This is a genomic window from Mycobacterium sp. IS-3022, assembly GCF_001500065.1.
Lineage (GTDB): Bacteria > Actinomycetota > Actinomycetes > Mycobacteriales > Mycobacteriaceae > Mycobacterium.
Map to the genome: position 1 here is coordinate 132,229 of NZ_LQIN01000012.1, position 15,871 is coordinate 148,099.

A 15,871-nucleotide genomic window follows, 5' to 3' on the forward strand; every position below is an offset into this window, starting at 1 on the left:
CGGCAAGGCGGACAACGTCGACGCCGCTCACAGGTTGCCCACCTCGTTCTCCAGGTACTCGGCGAATTTGGCCCGAGCTTGTTCGCGCTTGGCGGGTAGCCACTCCGTCGGCCACGTGTCTGAGTTCGGCCGATAGTCGCGCAGCACCTGCTTGGCCACCGTCGTCTTGTGAACCTCGGTCGGGCCGTCGGCCAGTCCCATCACGGCGGCGCCGGTGACCATCCCGAGGAACGGCATCTCATTGCTGACACCGAGCGCGCCGTGCACCTGCATTGCACGCCAGGCGATGTCGTGCAGCACGGTCGGCATCACGACCTTGACGGCGGCGATGTCCTTACGGACCCTCTTGTAGTCGTTGTACTTGTCGATCTCCCACGCGGTGTAGAGCACCATCAGCCGGAACTGCAGCAATTGCGCGTACGAGTCGGCGATGTAGCCCTGGACGAACTGTTTCTCCGACAGCCGGCTGCCCTGAGTCTCGCGGCTCAACGCGCGCTCGCACATCATGTCCAACGCCTTGCGCGACAGCCCGATCGTGCGCATCGCGTGGTGGATCCGGCCGCCACCGAGGCGGGTCTGGGCGATGACGAACGCCTGGCCCTCGCCGCCGAGCAGCGCATCGGCGGGCACCCGCACGTTGTCATAGTGGATCAGCGCATGCGAGCCTTCGCCTTCGCGCTCGCCGTGCAGCCCGACATTGCGGACGATGTCGACCCCGGGTGTGTCCGTCGGCACCAGGAACATCGACATGCCCTGATACGGGCTCACCTCCGGGTTGGTCACCACCATGACGATCAGGAACGACGCAGTTCTGGCGTTGGAGGAGAAGAACTTCCAGCCGTTGATCACCCAGTCGTCGCCATCGCGCACCGCGGTGGTCTGGAACAGTGTCGGGTCGGCGCCCGCGTGTGGCTCGGTCATCGAGTAGCACGAGAAGATCTCGCCCTCGAGCAACGGGCGCAGGTACCGCTCCTTCTGCGCCTCGGTGCCGTAGTGGGCGATGATCTCGGCGTTGCCGGTGTCGGGAGCCTGGCAGCCGAACACGATCGGCGCCCATTGCGAACGACCGAGAATCTCGTTGAGCAGCGCGAGCTTGAGTTGTCCGTAGCCCTGGCCCCCGAGCTCCGGGCCCAGGTGAGTGGCCCACAGCCCGCGGCGCCGAACCTCCTCCTTGAGCGGGTCGATCACTTTGCGGCGGTTGGCGTTCAGCGGTACGAACTGCTGATCCGGGAAGGCCAGGTCGAGCGGTTCGACCTCCTCGCGGACGAACTCGTCGGCCCAGTCGAGCACCTTCTGGTACTCAGGGTCGGTCTCGAAATCCCACGCCATCTTCGCGCTCCTCTCTTCTTCCCCGCATGTTGTAGCCGGCTACGAAGGCCGCAATGTCGTCGGTGACGACCTCGGCGAACGATCGATCGCCGAAACCGCCTCCCGCCCAGTGGCGTACGCCTTCGCTGACGTGCATCTGAGCCACCCGCGACAGGTGCGCCACGTCGATGTAGGCCGCGAGCTTGCCGTCGTCCTGAGCCTTCGCGAACAGTTCGCCGAACATGTCTGCATCCGCGCCGTCCGGTAGTTCGCCGGCCAAAATCCGATGCTCGTGCCGGTAGCCCTCGAGGATGGTCTCGATGATCAGCTCGCGCGGATTGCGCGCCATCGACCGTTCGAGGCTGCGCAGCGCCTCCCGGATGACGACCTCGACGTCGTAGTCACCACGCAACAGCGACCGGATCTTCTGTTGTGCTGCCCGCGTCGACAGCAACCCGACCTCGAAGAGGATGTCCTCCTTGGCCGGGAAGTAGAAGTAGAACAACGCCCTCGACACGCCCGCGGCCCGGCAGATGTCGGCGACCGTCGTCTTGGCGTACCCGTTGGTGCGCCACAGCGCCATGGCCGCTTGCACGAGGGCGCGTTTGGTCTCATGGGACCTGGCGCGCTGATACGACGCCCGGCGTTGACCACCGTTGACGGCTTCCGCCGCACTGGTATCCGCCATAACGGCACAGTAGCAGGCAGGTTGAGGCTTGAAAATAGTTGACGGTTGTCTAAGTATGGAACTATCCACCGCAGACGATTCGTCGACGTCGTCGGTGCACAGAAGGGATCGCGACATGCCGAATTCGCTGCACCATGTCGTCATGCGGAGCCATTCCGCTCAGACCCTCACCGCATTCCTGACCGACGTGGTCGGAATGACAGTTCAGTTCCAGATGCATGTACCGGGTGAGGTGCTCGAGCAGACGCTGGGATGGCCGCCGTCGGACGGGGCAGGCGTGACGATGCTGGGCGGTGGCAACGCCGGCTTACTCGAGGTGCTCGACGTGCCCGAGCACCTACGTACGCTGGTGCCCGAAGGGCTCGCGGCGCTGTCCTTCATGACCGACGACTTCGGTGACACGCGCGAGAAGGCCAGCGTCTTCGCCAGCGACGTGACCATGCTCGACACCGGCGTGCCGGGAGTCGACCTGTTCTTCTGCACGATTGGCGGGGTGCCCATGGAGTTCATGGGAAGCTATGCGCCGGATGCGAACTCGGTGGACAACGACGCGACGAACTCCTGAGTCCGGGTGCGGGATGCGCGTCGAGCCTCGGGGTCCTGCCCCAACGGGACGATTCGCGCCGCGAGGTCGGTGACGCCGGCGTCGCGATATCGGCGCAGCCGGGCCGCGACAGTGGCTTCGTCGCCCGCCGCCATGGTGTCGCCGACGTCCTCGGCGTCGCCGTGTTCGAGCAGGCGGACGTAGTTGGGGGAGAAGTCGGCGTGCCCCAGCACCTCGCTGGCATACGCGCGGGCGTCGTCGACCTCGCCCGCCGAGCACAGCGCGACGGGAACGCCTGCCACCACGCGGATTCCGTTACGACCGGCCTCCTTCGCGGCTTTGGTGATGGCTGGTACCACGTAATCGCCGATCGCCCTTTCGTCCGCCATCCACAAAATCGTGCCGCCGGTGCGCTCCCCGGCGATCCGCAGCATCGTGGGACCGAGAGCGGCCACCAGCACCGGCATCTCGAATGCATCGGTCACATCGATCGGGCTGTGTACGTGGTACGAGTCGTTGTCGATGGCGACCGCGCCGGGACCGGCGAAGGCGGCGGCGAGCACGTCGAGGTAGTCGCGCACCACACGGGCGGGGCGGTCGTAGGGCAGGCCGAGTTGGTCGGAGATGATCCAGTGGTGCGACGGCCCGACGCCCAGTGTGAAGCGGCCCTCGCAGGCCACCTGGGTGGTCAGCGCCTGCTGCGCCATGATCAGCGGATGGCGGGTCTGGATCGGTACCACCGCGGTGCCGATCTCGATGCGGTCGGTGACCTGGCCGAGCAGTGCCACCGCCGTCATCGCGTCGAGGTAGCCGGGCACCTGCGGCATCCAGAACGACGCGAATCCCTGGCGTTCAGCGGCTTTTCCGTCGTCGAGCAACCCGGTCAGCCGGTCCGCGCGCGGACGTTCCTTGTCGGAGCCGACCATCAACCCGACGCGCATTCAAACCTCCGGTCACGGTACATAGCGGTCCCATTCGTATGGCACGACGGGGTGGAACGGTGCCGCGAAAATTGGCTCGTACCCCGCGTTGCTCCACCGCTTGACGAGCACCGGTCTCAGTCTTTCCGCGGTGACGACCGGGTCGTCGTCGAGGAAGCAGTACGAGATCACCTGGCCCGCTTGCGCACTGGCCAATCGCTCGTCGACGGACAGCGAGGTCGCTGACCACACCCCGGCGACTCCGTCGACGTCGACGAGATCCGTGGGTGCCGAAGCGGTCGATTCCAGCACCAGGTACACGCCGCGAACGGGCCACCATGGCAGAACGTCGGCGCCGACCTTGACGCGCGGCGCCGCCGCCTTCTGACCGACCTCGTAGACGCCGCGTTCGACCGGCGGCAGCAGGGGCAGCTTGCGTCCCGCGTCACCGAGCGCCTTCGACAGGGCCAGAAACGGTTCCATCCCACCGGGATCGGTGAAGAAGTACGTCATCACGTGATCGATCTCGTCGTAAGGGCCACGGCTGTACGCCCGCGCCGAACGGCACTCCGGCGTCGACACCAGCCGCAGCGACGCCCGAACCTGGGCGAGCCGGTGCTGCTCGGGTCGATGGTCAAGGGTGTGCCAGCGCAGATAGTCGGCGTCGGCTCCGTCGGGATGCCGCCTGGCCATCGACACGAACAACGTGCTGACCTCGCCCCGGCCTTCGGCGAGGACGTCGGGCACCTCGTCGGACGGTGTGCCGGGTAACTGCATCGGCTGTTCCCTTCAGCTCGTGGCCGGGCGAAGGAGTTCCGGGCGTCGTGCCTCGATCATCCGCCGGAAGCCCTCGCGCCAGGGCACTTTCGTCGAACCCAACACCTCGTGCATGTAAGTGACATCGGGCCACAGCGGGGTGTGCGCCTCGGGCGTGTAGTCGAACTGCGGCTCGACACCCACCAATTCGCCCATGTACGCGCAGTACTCCTCGACGCTGACGGTCTCACTGCCCGCCCAGTTGACCACGATCGGCGGCGTGTCGGCGACCTCCATGGCACGGATGCCCAGCTCGACGTAATCGTCCTCGAAGATGGGGTTGTAGTTGTTCGGCTTGTCCGGGTACAACCGAATCGGCTTGCCGGCCAACATCATCTCCAGCCGGTCGGCGGGTGCGCCGCCTTCGGGACCATAGGTGGAGCAGATGCGGATGATGGTCAGCGGTATGCCATATTGCTTGGCGATCCACGTGCACACCGCCTCCGCGGCGATCTTGGAGAAGCTGTAGTTCGCGCGCAGCGGTACGCCCGGGGGATCGGATTCCCGCAGCGGACGCCGCCCCTGATAGCCGTAGACGGAACCGGTCGAACAGAAGACGAAGCCCCTCACGGCGCGACAGTGATACAGCAGGTCGCCGGACTTCTGCGCGTTTGTGTCGACGCATCGTGGCCAGTCGCCCTGGCCCGTGTCGACCGCGGCATGGAACACGTAGGTGAAGTCGTCGGGCAGCGCGGAGAAGTCCCCGATGCTCATGTCGAGGGCGACCGGGGTGATGCCGGCCGCGGTCAGCTTCTGGCGGTCGCCCGGATTCCTCAGTCGGGCCGCGCCCCACACCTCGTTGCGCTGTGCGAGAGCGCGTGCGATGGGAAACGCGATCTTGCCGGTCGCGCCGGTGATGAGAATCTTCTCCGCGTCGAGCATCCCTTCAGTCATAGCGCACCGGACCGCAAATGTTAAGTACTTGATATCCTCGGTTGCGTGCAACTCACGTTCGACGCCGACGTCGAAGCCTTCCGCGCGGAGTTCATCGCGTTCCTCGACGAGCACCTGCCCGCCGAGGCGGAGGCGGCCGCCGAACGGTCGCGGTCGACGTCGCATGTCCCGGGTTGGGCCCGCCGATGGCAGCAGGTGCAGTTCGACCACGGCTGGCTGTTGCCGGGTAACCCGCCGGAGTTCGGCGGTCGTAACGCGGGCATCCTGCAGCAGTTCGTGCATCGCGAGGAACTGTCGCGACGGCGGATCTATCACGCGTTCAATCCGCAGGGCGTCGGCATCATCGCCGCATCGCTGCTGTCCTTCGGCACCGAGGACCAGAAGCGACGGTGGGCGGTGCCGATACTGCGCGCAGAGATGACCGCGTCACTGGGCATGAGTGAACCGGGCGCGGGTTCCGATCTAGCGGGTCTGGCCACCCGCGCGACGGTCGACGACGACGGCTTCGTCGTCAACGGCCAGAAGGTGTGGACGTCGGGCGCCCACGACGCCGACGTCATCCTGGCGTTCGTGCGCACGGATCCGGATGCGGCCAAGCACAAGGGAATCAGTGCACTGCTGATACCGACCGACACCCCCGGTGTGACGTGTCGACCGTTCGCGTCGGTGCACGACCGCGAGGGTCTTGACTTCAACGAGGTGTTCTTCACCGACGTGCGGGTGCCGGCCGACAACCTCGTCGGTCCGTTGCACGAGGGGTGGCGCGTCGCGAACGGGTCGCTGGGTCACGAGCGCACCATGATGTGGATGTCGTTCGCCAACCGGCTCAACCAGCTCCTCGAGGACTTCCGCCCGGTCGGGGCGGTGAACCGGGACCGGTACGCGACCATCGCGATGGACTACCAGGCGCTGAGGTTGCTCGGGTCCAAAGCGCTGGGTCAGGCCGCGCGCGGCGAGCGCGACATTCCCGCCGTTTCAGTGCTCAAGGTGCTCGGTTCAGAGGCCGAGCAGAACGCGATGAGGCATGCGCTCGAGGCGGCGGGTGCCGACGGGTTGACCAATCCCGCGCTGACCGCTCCGGACAACCCCTACGCGCCAGATCTTTTCACCGCGAGCTGGTTCGCCCGTTACGTCAGCACGTACGCGGGAACGATCGCCGGCGGCACGTCGGAGATCCAGCGCAACATCATCGCCCAATGGGTCCTCGGCCTGCCCGCACGCTGAGCGCAGCCTCGATTGTGAATCTGACGACGCTTGAAGGCGATTTGCGTCGCCAGATTCACAATCGATCGCCGGACGACATGCGAGGATGGTGAGCGTGACTGTGGTTCTGGTCCATGGCAATCCGGAGACCGATGCGGTTTGGGGACCGCTCGTTGACGCCCTGGGGCGCACGGATGTGGTGCGACTGTCTCCGCCAGGATTCGGCGCCCCGTTGCCGAGCGAATTTCCGGCGACCTATCTTGCATACCGTGATTGGCTCGTTAACGAGCTGGTCGGCATCAATCAACCCGTCGATCTCGTCGGACACGATTGGGGCGGCCTGCATGTCGTCATTGCGGTGATGCATCGACCCGATCTGGTGCGGAGCTGGGCCAGCGACACCGTTGGCATGTTCGATCCGGACTACGTGTGGCACGACATGGCGCAGATCTTCCAGACTCCGGAGGCCGGCGAGCAGGTGGTCGAGGCGATGATCGCGTCTTCGGTTGAGGACCGGGCGCAACAACTGACCGAGTTCGGCATACCCGCCGGCGTCGCGAGTTCGTTTGCCGCAGCGCAGGGTCCCGAAATGGCCAAGGCGATCCTGGCGTTATACCGCTCGGCACGCCAACCGGCGCTGGCCGATGCGGGACGGGCACTCGAAAACGCCGCCGCCCGCCCAGGACTGTCGCTGTCGGCCACCGAGGATCCCTACGTCGGATCCGACGAGATGCGGCGCCGGGCGGCCGATCGAGCAGGCGCCCGCACCGAGGTGCTCGACGGGCTGGGACACTGGTGGATGGTGGAGGACCCGGCCCGAGGTGCCGCTGCGTTGAATCGGTTCTGGAGCTCGCTGGACTAGCGGCGCCGATCTACACCCGGGAGGGTTTCGGCGCGGCCAGTTCGGCGAGCGCCGACATGAACAACTCGTCCATCTGTGGGCTCAGCTCGGCCAGCGTCGGCGCGCTCGCGAAGCTGGCGGAACCGAAGACGCGTTCGAGCACATCGGATTCGGTGGAAGAGCCCAGAGACAGGCACAGGCACGCAACGCCGTCGGCGCGGAGCTCTTCGAGGGCCTTGTGGGCGTCGGCTTCCGCGTAACGACCCTCGTAGCCGTCGTCGTAGGGAAAGCCGTCCGACAGCACGAGCAGCAGCCGGTTCGGCGTGCCGGCCTCGTTCTTGAGAACCTCGCCCGCACCACGGATCCCCGCGCCGAGGCGGGTGTAGCTCGCCGGCTCAAGCTGGTTGAGACGGGCCCGCCCGACCGCGCCGAAACTCTGGTCGAACGTTTTGATGGCGGGCAAGTGCACGGCGTGGCGGCCCTGTGAACGGAACGCGTAGACGGCGACGCGGTCACCGAGTTCTTCCAGGGTGACGGCCAGGGTGGCCGCCGCCCGTCGCTGGTGGTCGTGCACCGCGAGGCCCTCCGGATCGGCGTCGACTGCGGACCCGGAGGCGTCGATCAGGATGAGCACGCCGAGGTTGCGTGCGAGTTTGCGCCGCTCCAGGTAGACGTGCTCGGGCGAGGAGAAGCCGGATTGCAGATCGACGAAAAGGTCGATGAGCGCCTCGATGTCGAGGTCGTCTCCATCGGCGCGGCCGCGAAGGACCTTCGGGCCGAGTCCGACTCGGGCCAGGCGCCGACGCAGCACGTCGTCGTGCGCGACCCCGGCGTCGGAGACGTCGGCGGAGACGGTCAGCGGAAAGTCGATGACGCGGCACCAGTCGGGCTTGTAGCGGTCGTTGAAGACGTCCCACTCCGGATACAGCGCGCCACCCACGCCCAACGCTGCGCCGGGCTTGCCGTCGTCAGTGAACTGGATCCGGGTGGGCAGCGGGCGGGCATTCGGTCCGATCTCCTGCACCCGCCGTACCGAGCGGACCGTCATCTCGGCACCCGCGGCGGCCTCGCTCTCGGAACGCTTACCGCCGAACATCTTTCGAAAGTAGTCCGACAACGTTTGGTTGTTGAACAACGGACTCTGAAACAGTTTGAGGATCTTGCTCTCATCAGAGGGCCCGTCGTCTTCGTCGTCTTCGTCGTCGTCCCCCGACTCCGGCATGTCGATGGGTTCGAACTGCAGTTGCAGGTCCTTGTTGGTGGCCTGCCCGCCGGGGCCAGCGGAGGATCCCAGCAACCGGGACGGCTTGATGACCCCGAACCACTCCGGTGGGTCGGCGACTTCGGCGCGGCCCTTGGCCACTTCGAGCGACTCGTCGGGGGTCGCGGTACCGGGCCCGCCATCGGGGAGGAGCGCGGCATCGAGCGGAATCTGTTGGGCGAGTTCGGTGAGAACCCGATGGCCCTCGAGTGCCAGGTAGCGGCGCGCCACCGTGGCCCGCGCCCGCAATCCCTTCACCAGTCGCGGATCGAGGCTGCCCGCGCCGAGAAGGGCCGCCTGAACCAGCATTTCGCGGCGCTGCTCGGCGACGGAAGCACCGGCCGAGACGAAGATGAACTGCCCGTTCGTATGCGCGGGCTGGCCGGCCGGCGCCTCGGTGACGTCGACCGACCGGCCCGCGATATAGGTGGCGAGGAACCGAAACCGGTCAGGGTTGTCCGAGATGGCGGTCACGTCCGAGGTTGAATGTCGCCGCCGCTGCGGCTCCGAGGCAGAACGGTATTGACGAGTTCGTCGAGTGCGCGGATGACGTCGTGGTCGTCGGACAGCACCTCGACGACGGCCGCGTGAACGGCACTGCGCAGGTTCAGCCCCTCTGCCGCGAGGCCGCCGGCGAGGATCAGCATGCGGGTGGAGGCCACTTCGCGCAGCGGTGAGCCGTCCAGGTTGCGGATCGCGTAGGCAAGTTTGACCAACGCCCGCGCGGTCTCGGTGTCGACCCCGGCTTCGTACGCCACCACTTCCGTCTCGACCTCGGGGGACGGGTAGCCGAGTTCGATGGCGATGAACCGCTGGCGGGTCGACTCCTTGAGGTTCTTCAGCACGCTCTGGTATCCGGGGTTATAGGAGATCACCAATTGGAATCCGGGCGCCGCCTGCAGCGTGGTGCCGAGCCGGTCGACAGGCAGCTCACGACGGTGATCGGCGAGCGGATGGATGACCACGGTGGTGTCCTGGCGCGCCTCGACCACCTCGTCGAGATAGAAGATCGCACCCTCGCGCACCGCGCGGGTCAACGGCCCGTCCACCCAGACCGTTTCACCGCCCTTCAACAGGAATCGGCCGACCAGGTCCGCCGACGTCATGTCCTCGTGGCCGGCAACGGTGATCAGATCCCGGCCCAGCGCATGTGCCATCGCCTCCACGAATCGTGTTTTCCCGCAACCGGTAGGGCCCTTCAACAGCACCGGCAACCCTCGGCGGGCCGCCGCGCGGAAGACCTCCACCTCGTCGCCGACCGCCCGGTAGAACGGCGGGTTCGAGATGTCGGCCATAACCGCAGTGTTGTGCATTTATTCTCCTCGCTCTAGCGGAACGTTCTTAGGAAGCTCGACGCCCTCGGGTAGGACAAGCTCACCGTCGTGGTTGATGTACCCGGAATTCGTCAGGGGCATCGGTAGCGCAGGATCGGGGCACGGCCGATCGGTGTCTTCACCGCAGATGCCCATCAGGAAGTACGAGCGCTTCAGGATGTCCTCCGGCCAGGGGTCCTGGTGCATGGCGAAGAACTGTGCCGGAATGTTGTAGAACACGAAGAAGAAGGCGCTGCAGGCGGCGAAGATCGCCAGGAAGCGGGTGAGCTGCTGCCGGACGAAACCCCCTCGCACGCGGTCGAGTCCACGCTCGACGAACGTGCGGCCACGGTCGTCGGTGAAGTAGCGCAAGCAGCAGAGGCCCGCCTGCACACCGCCCCACATGAGGCCCTCGTACAGCGGCCACTGATAGTAGGTGCCGGCATTGACCGACAGCGCCTGAATGGCGCCGGGGTAGGTGAACAGCCCCATCGGCATGAGGAACAGGCCCTCGATGACGAAGTCGAAGACGAAGGTCCAGGCGATCACCACGCCGATGAGGCCCAAGGTATTGATGTTGGGGAACCGCTTCTTGGCCAGGCGCATGACCCAGCAGCCGAGCATGGTGCACAGCAGGACAAAGAAGTAACCCGGGGCGTTCATCAAGACGGGCTCGGCCATCATCGCGCCCGGTTCCCCGTACGACACCCAACCCGGAATGTCCTGGACCCAGGAGCCCATGTTCCACATCCAGGTGTTGTAGGTGCTCCACGTGTTGAAGTAGTTCAACAGGGGGTCCTGGAACCACAGCAGGCCGCAGGACACGAATAGCATGCCGTCGAGGGTGATCCGCCGCTCCCGACGCCACGGCCGAATGAGGAACCACCAGATGGCAATTGGCATGCCGATCACGATCACGGCGGTCCAGGTGAACAGGATCGCCTTCATGAACGTCGGCGGATCGGTCGGCCCCGCGGGGACCCGTTCGAAGTGGGGCCCGGTGACCCATTTGCCCCACACGAACAGCTGGAGCGCGAGAATCAGGCCGCCGACGGTGGCCCAGATCTTCACCGCAGGGATCTTCGATTGAGGCTGCGTGTTGAGCGCCGCCTGGCTCAACGATTCGGTGAGAACGGGCGTGTTTTTGCTTGAAAGATCGCTCACCGCACCGTCTCCTCTGCATCTGTCGCTCGCATGGACCCCAGCGCTCCTCCCGGCAGTGGCTGATGCGCCGAAAATATACCAGTCAGTATCTGAATGACCAAGGAGTCAAAATTGTGGCAAGATGGCGGCATGGTTGAGCGTTGGACGCGGGAGCGGCGCCTCGAGCGCACGCGCTCGTTGCTGCTGAATGCCGCAGAGCAGGTGTTCGCCGAAAGAGGCTTCATATCAGCAACTCTCGATGACATCGCCAAGGCGGCCGGATACTCCAAAGGCGCCATCTACAAATACTTCGCCACCAAGGAAGACCTCTTCCTGGCCGCCAGCGACCGGTACTGGCGCCGGTACTTCGACAATTTCGCCGAGGTGATGTCGTCGGCGGACCACATCGGAGCGCGCGAACTCGAAGACATCGCCGACCGCTGGCGCCAGCTCAGCCGCGACCGCGGCGCCGAACACGCGGCACTGGGCCTGGAGTTCAACCTGTACCTGCTGCGCAACCCGGAGGCAAGGGAACGGGTGGCCGCCAAGCGTTCTGAGGTCGTCGACCAGCTCGCCCGCTACATCGTCGAGGGCATCGACAGTCTGGGCGCGACGCTGTTGATCCCTGCGACGACGTTCGCGCACATCATCATCGCCACGACGGACGCCATCGAGTTGGGCAGCCACCTCGACGACATCGACCTTTACCCGGCCATGGTCGAGATGTACGTGTCCGCCGTCAAGATGGGTTGAGTCATTCCCCTCGTTCGAAGGGGACGGGTTCGGAAATCTGCGCGCCTTCCGGTAGGACGAGCTCACCCTCGGTGTTGATGAAGCCGGACTCTCGTGTCGGGAACGGCAGCACCGGATCGGGACATGGCACATCGGAGCCCTCGCCGCAGAGCCCGTTCATGAAGTAGGAACGCTTTTGGGTGTCCTCGGGCCAGGGGTCAGGATGCAGGGCGAAGAATTGGATCGGAAGGTTGAAGAAGAAGAAGAAGCAAGCGCTGATCGCGGCGAAAATCGCCAGAAAGCGGGTCAGTTGTTGCGCGACGAAACCGCCTCGCACATGGTCCAATCCACGCTCGACAACAGTGCGGCCACGGTCGTCGGTGAAGAAGCGCAGACAGCACATGGCCGTCTGGACGCCGGCCCACATCATGCCCTCATAGACGGGCCACTGGTAGTAGGTGCCTGCGTTGAATGACAGCTCACGAATGGCACCGGGATATGAGTACAGCCCGGTGGGCAGCAGAATCAGGCCTTCCATGACGAAATCGAGTAAGAACGCCGCCAAATAGGTGACGAGGATCAGCCGCAGATTGCTGATGTTCGGCCAGCGGTTTTTGATCTTGCGCATGACCCAGCATCCGAGGATGGTCAGCATGAGAACACCGGCGGCGTAACCGGGTGAGTTCGTGAAAATAGGTTCCGGCACCATCCGGCCCGGCTCGTCGGGTGAGACCCATCCGGGCACGTACGGTGTCCACGCGCCGAAGTTCGGCAGCCAACTGTTGTAGGTGCACCAGGTGTTGATGTAGTTCAGGAACGGATCCTGGAAGAACATGAGTCCCATGGAAACCAGGAGGATGCCGTCCAGGGTGATTCGGCGTTCGCGCATCCACGGCCGGATGATGAACCACCACACCGCGATCGGGAAACCCACGCAGACGACGACCATGTTCAAGATGAGCGGGATCTTCATGTACAGGGGTGGATCGGAGGGGCCGCCGGGCACCCGTTCGAAATAGGGCCCGGTGATCCACCTGGTCCACACGTACAACTGCAGCAGCAGGATGGCGCCGCCGATGGTGGCCCAGATCTTGACCACGTTGCTCGGCCGTTGGGTCGAGGTTCCGAGGTCGGAGACCTTCGTGGCCGACTCGGTCACGGCAGGCTTCTTGTCCGACAGATCGCTCATGACGCCTCCTGGAGGTCTGCGTTCGTCGAAAGATACCAGCCAGTATCTTGGTAGCCAATAAGATTCTCAGAATCTGTGGCAGAATTTTTTCATGGTCGAGCGGTGGACACGGGAACGACGTCTCGAGCACACGCGCTCACTACTCCTCGACGCCGCCGAGGACGTGTTCGCCGAAAAGGGCTTTGCTCCAGCAACTCTCGACGACATCGCGCACGCCGCGGGCTACACCAAAGGTGCGATCTACAAGCACTTCGCCACGAAGGAGGATCTCTTCCTGGCAGTGAGCGACCGGTACTGGCGCCGCTATTTCGACAATTTCGCCGACGTGATGTCCTCGGCGGAGCAGATAGGGTCACGCGAGCTCGACGAGATCGCGGCGCGCTGGCGCCAACTCAGCCGTGACCGCGGTGCCGAGCACGCCGCGCTGGGCCACGAGTTTGCGCTCTACCTCCTACGCAACCCCGACATCCGCGCGCGGGTGGCGGAGAAGAGGTCAGAGGTCGTCGAGGCGCTCGCGAGGTTCATCGTCGAAGGCATCGACAGGCTCGGAGGAGCGTTGCTGATTCCGCCATTGACTTTTGCGCAGATACTCGTGGCGACCAGTGACTCGGTCGTGCTCGGTAGCGAACTCGACGACGTCGACCTCTACCGGCCGGTCATCGAGATGTACGTGTCGGCGATCAAGTTGCCGTGAGCCTGCCGGCCCGCCGCGTCAGGTAGTCCACCTGTAGGTAGATCGAGTACAGGACCAGCGGCGGCAGCACGATGAATGGGACGTTCTCGGCGATGAACTTGAAGCCCAGGCCGTAAGCGCCCTGGCCGATGTTCTCGAAGCCCGCAGCCACCTCGGCCAGGAAGTACACGGCGGTGCTGCTCATCAAGATCGCGCAGCCGGCGAACGCGCCCCACAGGCAACGGATTCGCGTCTCCGTGCTGAGACCGACCTTGATCAGCCTCGTCCACATGACGAACACGAAGACACCGGTGGTCACACCGACCACCTCCAGCGCGAAGATCCACGGGTTGCCGCTGACGTAGCGGGTGTCGGCCAGCGCGTACTGCCACCACAGCCATTTCCAGCCGGGGTCCGTGGTCGGTGTCCACCAACCCAGCGGGTGGCCGATGAGAAACATCAACTCGTAGCCGATCTGGCTGCAGGCGCTATAGGGCAGGTAGAACAGCGTCAGCTCCGCGGCTTTGTCGAGCCGAGTCCGGTTCTCGCCGGGCGCGTCCCACAGGATGATGAGGGGCACCAGGATCACGGGTATGCCGAAGAGCAGGTTTGCGACGACGTCCGAGGTGAAATCGGGTGTGATGAGCCTGAACTCGACCCCGAACGTCATCACCAGAAACACCATGCCCGTCAGTAGTCCGACGCCGAGATATATCCGACCGCGGTGCGGTGCGACCGGTCGGGCGAAGTTCGGTTCGCGGGTTTCCAGTGTCGTCATGGCGTCACGCTCCCTTGCCGGCGGCCGCTGCGCCCGCATCTTGTTTTGCCGCAACGGAGATCGACTTGGTCTCGGTGTAGCCGTCGATGCCTTCGCGACCGAGTTCGCGACCGTAGCCGCTGCCCTTGACCCCGCCGAAGGGCGCGAACGGGTCCATCGTGTAACCCTGGTTGACGCCGAAGGTGCCGGTGTGGATACGGGCGGCGACGTCGAGTCCGCGCTCGGTGTCGTCGGTGAACACCGACCCCGCCAGTCCGTACTCGGAGTCGTTGGCGATGGCCACGGCCTCGCCCTCGTCGCGGTAGGGGATGACCGTCAGCACCGGACCGAAGATCTCCTCGCGCGCGATACGCATCGAATTCGTCGCGTCGGCGAACAGGGTGGGACGCACGTACCACCCCTTGTCGAGACCGTCGGGCATCGCGGTGCCACCGGCGACGAGGCGCGCGCCCTCGGCTTGCCCGGCGTCGATGTAGCCGCGCACCCGCTCCTGCTGGCGTCGGGCCACCAGCGGACCGACCTGCGTGGCCGCAGCAGTCGGGTCGCCGACCACCAGTGACGCCATCTCGGCGGCCAGCGCCTCGGTGAATTCGTCAGCGCGGCCGGCCGGCACCAGGATGCGGGTGAGCGCGTTGCAGATCTGGCCGCTGTTGCTCAGGCTCGCCGAGCGCACCCCGGCGGCTACGGTGGCGGCGTCGGCATCGTCGAGCACGATTGCGGCGGACTTGCCGCCGAGTTCGAGGCTGACGCGCTTCAGGTCGGCCGCACAGGCCGCGGCGACCGCCCGGCCCGCGGCCGTCGACCCGGTGAACGAAACCTTGTCCACGCCAGGATGTCTCACCAGATAATCGCCGATCGATCCGTCGCCGGGCAGCACGCTCACCACGCCCGGTGGTAGGTCCGACTCGGCGATCATCTCGGCCAGTAGCAGCGCGTTGAGTGGTGATTCCGGCGCCGGCTTGAGGACCACGCTGCAGCCGGCGAGCAGCGCGGGGATGAGCTTGGTGACGATGAGGAACTGCGGCATGTTCCACGGCACGACCGCGGCGACGACGCCGACCGGTTCACGGCGGATGTGGATGTCCGCGCCGTACATTCCCGGGCGTACCTCACGCCACGGATACGTCTCGGCCAGGTTGCAGAACGCGGTCATCATCATCGCGGGCAATCCGACCTGGGCCCGTTGCGCGAAGCTGATCGGCGCGCCGATTTCCGAGGTGATCACCTCGGAAATCTCGGCGCGACGTTCGCCGTAGAGGGCGGCGAGTCGCCGCAACGCGGCGATGCGTTCGGCGGGGTCCAGTCGCGGCCAGGGGCCGGTGTCGAAGGCCGACCGTGCGGCGGTCACGGCGTTGTCGACATCCTCGGGGCCGGCAGCAGCCACCTCCGCCAAAGGTTCCTCGGTGTGCGGGGAGACGACTTGGATGCGCTGTCCGGTGCTCGCCTGCGACCACTTGCCACCGATGAACAGCTCATCCGAATGCACCTGCCCGACTCCTTTCGGCACCGACTCACGGAGCAATATCAACTACTTGTGATTGCCTGCGTCAGCATATATCGTCGGTTTA

The 15,871-nt window shown here is 65.4% G+C and carries 16 protein-coding genes; 5 read left to right on the forward strand and 11 right to left on the reverse strand.

Annotated elements, in window-relative coordinates; translation table 11 throughout:
• Nucleotides 1–27: 27 nt before the first annotated feature.
• Entirely contained in the window at nucleotides 28–1,329 is a 1,302-nt protein-coding gene (locus tag AU188_RS09990) for an acyl-CoA dehydrogenase family protein (RefSeq protein ID WP_059163569.1), read from the reverse strand.
• On the reverse strand, nucleotides 1,301–1,996 hold the full coding sequence (locus AU188_RS09995; protein ID WP_172799451.1) for a TetR/AcrR family transcriptional regulator: 696 nt from the start codon (nucleotides 1,994–1,996) through the stop codon (nucleotides 1,301–1,303). The genes AU188_RS09990 and AU188_RS09995 overlap by 29 nt, the downstream gene beginning before the upstream one ends.
• Nucleotides 1,997–2,138: 142 nt before the next feature.
• Between AU188_RS09995 and AU188_RS10000 the strand changes: the two genes are divergently transcribed.
• Nucleotides 2,139–2,561 carry a VOC family protein gene (locus AU188_RS10000; RefSeq protein ID WP_286137377.1) on the forward strand — a complete coding sequence of 141 codons (423 nt, stop codon included), beginning with the start codon at nucleotides 2,139–2,141 and terminating at the stop codon, nucleotides 2,559–2,561.
• On the opposite strand, the gene AU188_RS10005 is transcribed toward AU188_RS10000, so the two are convergent.
• The 3 genes from AU188_RS10005 to AU188_RS10015 are packed head-to-tail and all read right to left on the reverse strand — an operon-like array spanning nucleotide 2,513 to nucleotide 5,170.
• On the reverse strand, nucleotides 2,513–3,481 hold the full coding sequence (locus tag AU188_RS10005) for an LLM class F420-dependent oxidoreductase (RefSeq protein WP_059163570.1): 969 nt from the start codon (nucleotides 3,479–3,481) through the stop codon (nucleotides 2,513–2,515). The two genes, AU188_RS10000 and AU188_RS10005, sit on opposite strands and share 49 nt — an antisense overlap.
• 12 nt (nucleotides 3,482–3,493) lie before the next feature.
• Nucleotides 3,494–4,237 carry a hypothetical protein gene (locus AU188_RS10010; protein ID WP_059163571.1) on the reverse strand — a complete coding sequence of 248 codons (744 nt, stop codon included), beginning with the start codon at nucleotides 4,235–4,237 and terminating at the stop codon, nucleotides 3,494–3,496.
• Nucleotides 4,238–4,249: 12 nt separating this feature from the next.
• Complete coding sequence (locus AU188_RS10015) at nucleotides 4,250–5,170, reverse strand: NAD-dependent epimerase/dehydratase family protein (RefSeq protein ID WP_059163572.1); 921 nt, start codon at nucleotides 5,168–5,170, stop codon at nucleotides 4,250–4,252.
• Nucleotides 5,171–5,215: 45 nt separating this feature from the next.
• Between AU188_RS10015 and AU188_RS10020 the strand changes: the two genes are divergently transcribed.
• Entirely contained in the window at nucleotides 5,216–6,394 is a 1,179-nt protein-coding gene (locus AU188_RS10020) for an acyl-CoA dehydrogenase family protein (RefSeq protein WP_059163573.1), read from the forward strand.
• Between the two features lie 94 nt (nucleotides 6,395–6,488).
• A complete protein-coding gene (locus AU188_RS10025; protein WP_059163817.1) occupies nucleotides 6,489–7,235 on the forward strand; it encodes an alpha/beta fold hydrolase in 747 nt (248 codons plus the stop codon).
• A gap of 10 nt (nucleotides 7,236–7,245) precedes the next feature.
• On the opposite strand, the gene AU188_RS10030 is transcribed toward AU188_RS10025, so the two are convergent.
• From AU188_RS10030 to AU188_RS10040, 3 genes are read right to left on the reverse strand one after another with little or no spacing between them, the layout of a single operon-like run.
• On the reverse strand, nucleotides 7,246–8,949 hold the full coding sequence (locus AU188_RS10030; protein WP_082686568.1) for a VWA domain-containing protein: 1,704 nt from the start codon (nucleotides 8,947–8,949) through the stop codon (nucleotides 7,246–7,248).
• Nucleotides 8,946–9,770 carry a CbbQ/NirQ/NorQ/GpvN family protein gene (locus tag AU188_RS10035; protein ID WP_502687602.1) on the reverse strand — a complete coding sequence of 275 codons (825 nt, stop codon included), beginning with the start codon at nucleotides 9,768–9,770 and terminating at the stop codon, nucleotides 8,946–8,948. The genes AU188_RS10030 and AU188_RS10035 overlap by 4 nt, the downstream gene beginning before the upstream one ends.
• A gap of 18 nt (nucleotides 9,771–9,788) precedes the next feature.
• Nucleotides 9,789–10,952 carry a spirocyclase AveC family protein gene (locus AU188_RS10040; RefSeq protein WP_059163575.1) on the reverse strand — a complete coding sequence of 388 codons (1,164 nt, stop codon included), beginning with the start codon at nucleotides 10,950–10,952 and terminating at the stop codon, nucleotides 9,789–9,791.
• 129 nt (nucleotides 10,953–11,081) lie between these two features.
• Here AU188_RS10040 and AU188_RS10045 point away from each other — a divergent pair, with 129 nt between their 5' ends.
• A complete protein-coding gene (locus AU188_RS10045) occupies nucleotides 11,082–11,684 on the forward strand; it encodes a TetR/AcrR family transcriptional regulator (RefSeq protein ID WP_059163819.1) in 603 nt (200 codons plus the stop codon).
• A gap of 1 nt (nucleotide 11,685) precedes the next feature.
• On the opposite strand, the gene AU188_RS10050 is transcribed toward AU188_RS10045, so the two are convergent.
• A complete protein-coding gene (locus tag AU188_RS10050) occupies nucleotides 11,686–12,852 on the reverse strand; it encodes a spirocyclase AveC family protein (protein WP_059163576.1) in 1,167 nt (388 codons plus the stop codon).
• Between the two features lie 91 nt (nucleotides 12,853–12,943).
• Between AU188_RS10050 and AU188_RS10055 the strand changes: the two genes are divergently transcribed.
• Nucleotides 12,944–13,546: a TetR/AcrR family transcriptional regulator gene (locus AU188_RS10055; RefSeq protein WP_059163577.1), complete on the forward strand. Its 603-nt coding sequence runs from the start codon at nucleotides 12,944–12,946 to the stop codon at nucleotides 13,544–13,546.
• On the opposite strand, the gene AU188_RS10060 is transcribed toward AU188_RS10055, so the two are convergent.
• Nucleotides 13,533–14,303: an emopamil-binding protein gene (locus tag AU188_RS10060; protein WP_059163820.1), complete on the reverse strand. Its 771-nt coding sequence runs from the start codon at nucleotides 14,301–14,303 to the stop codon at nucleotides 13,533–13,535. The genes AU188_RS10055 and AU188_RS10060 overlap by 14 nt on opposite strands.
• Nucleotides 14,304–14,307: 4 nt before the next feature.
• The gene (locus AU188_RS10065; protein WP_059163821.1) at nucleotides 14,308–15,789 is read right to left on the reverse strand and encodes an aldehyde dehydrogenase; all 1,482 of its coding nucleotides are present in this window, start codon (nucleotides 15,787–15,789) and stop codon (nucleotides 14,308–14,310) included.
• Nucleotides 15,790–15,871 lie beyond the last annotated feature (82 nt).

What these genes read in the sequence shown, in the direction of transcription:
- AU188_RS09990 (WP_059163569.1), bottom strand. Translation starts at nt 1,329, where the DNA reads ATGGCGTGGGATTTCGAGACCGACCCTGAGTACCAGAAGGTGCTCGAC.
- AU188_RS09995 (WP_172799451.1), bottom strand. Translation starts at nt 1,996, where the DNA reads ATGGCGGATACCAGTGCGGCGGAAGCCGTCAACGGTGGTCAACGCCGG.
- AU188_RS10000 (WP_286137377.1), top strand. Translation starts at nt 2,139, where the DNA reads ATGCGGAGCCATTCCGCTCAGACCCTCACCGCATTCCTGACCGACGTG.
- AU188_RS10005 (WP_059163570.1), bottom strand. Translation starts at nt 3,481, where the DNA reads ATGCGCGTCGGGTTGATGGTCGGCTCCGACAAGGAACGTCCGCGCGCG.
- AU188_RS10010 (WP_059163571.1), bottom strand. Translation starts at nt 4,237, where the DNA reads ATGCAGTTACCCGGCACACCGTCCGACGAGGTGCCCGACGTCCTCGCC.
- AU188_RS10015 (WP_059163572.1), bottom strand. Translation starts at nt 5,170, where the DNA reads ATGACTGAAGGGATGCTCGACGCGGAGAAGATTCTCATCACCGGCGCG.
- AU188_RS10035 (WP_502687602.1), bottom strand. Translation starts at nt 9,770, where the DNA reads ATGGCCGACATCTCGAACCCGCCGTTCTACCGGGCGGTCGGCGACGAG.
- AU188_RS10045 (WP_059163819.1), top strand. Translation starts at nt 11,082, where the DNA reads ATGGTTGAGCGTTGGACGCGGGAGCGGCGCCTCGAGCGCACGCGCTCG.
- AU188_RS10050 (WP_059163576.1), bottom strand. Translation starts at nt 12,852, where the DNA reads ATGAGCGATCTGTCGGACAAGAAGCCTGCCGTGACCGAGTCGGCCACG.
- AU188_RS10055 (WP_059163577.1), top strand. Translation starts at nt 12,944, where the DNA reads ATGGTCGAGCGGTGGACACGGGAACGACGTCTCGAGCACACGCGCTCA.
- AU188_RS10060 (WP_059163820.1), bottom strand. Translation starts at nt 14,303, where the DNA reads ATGACGACACTGGAAACCCGCGAACCGAACTTCGCCCGACCGGTCGCA.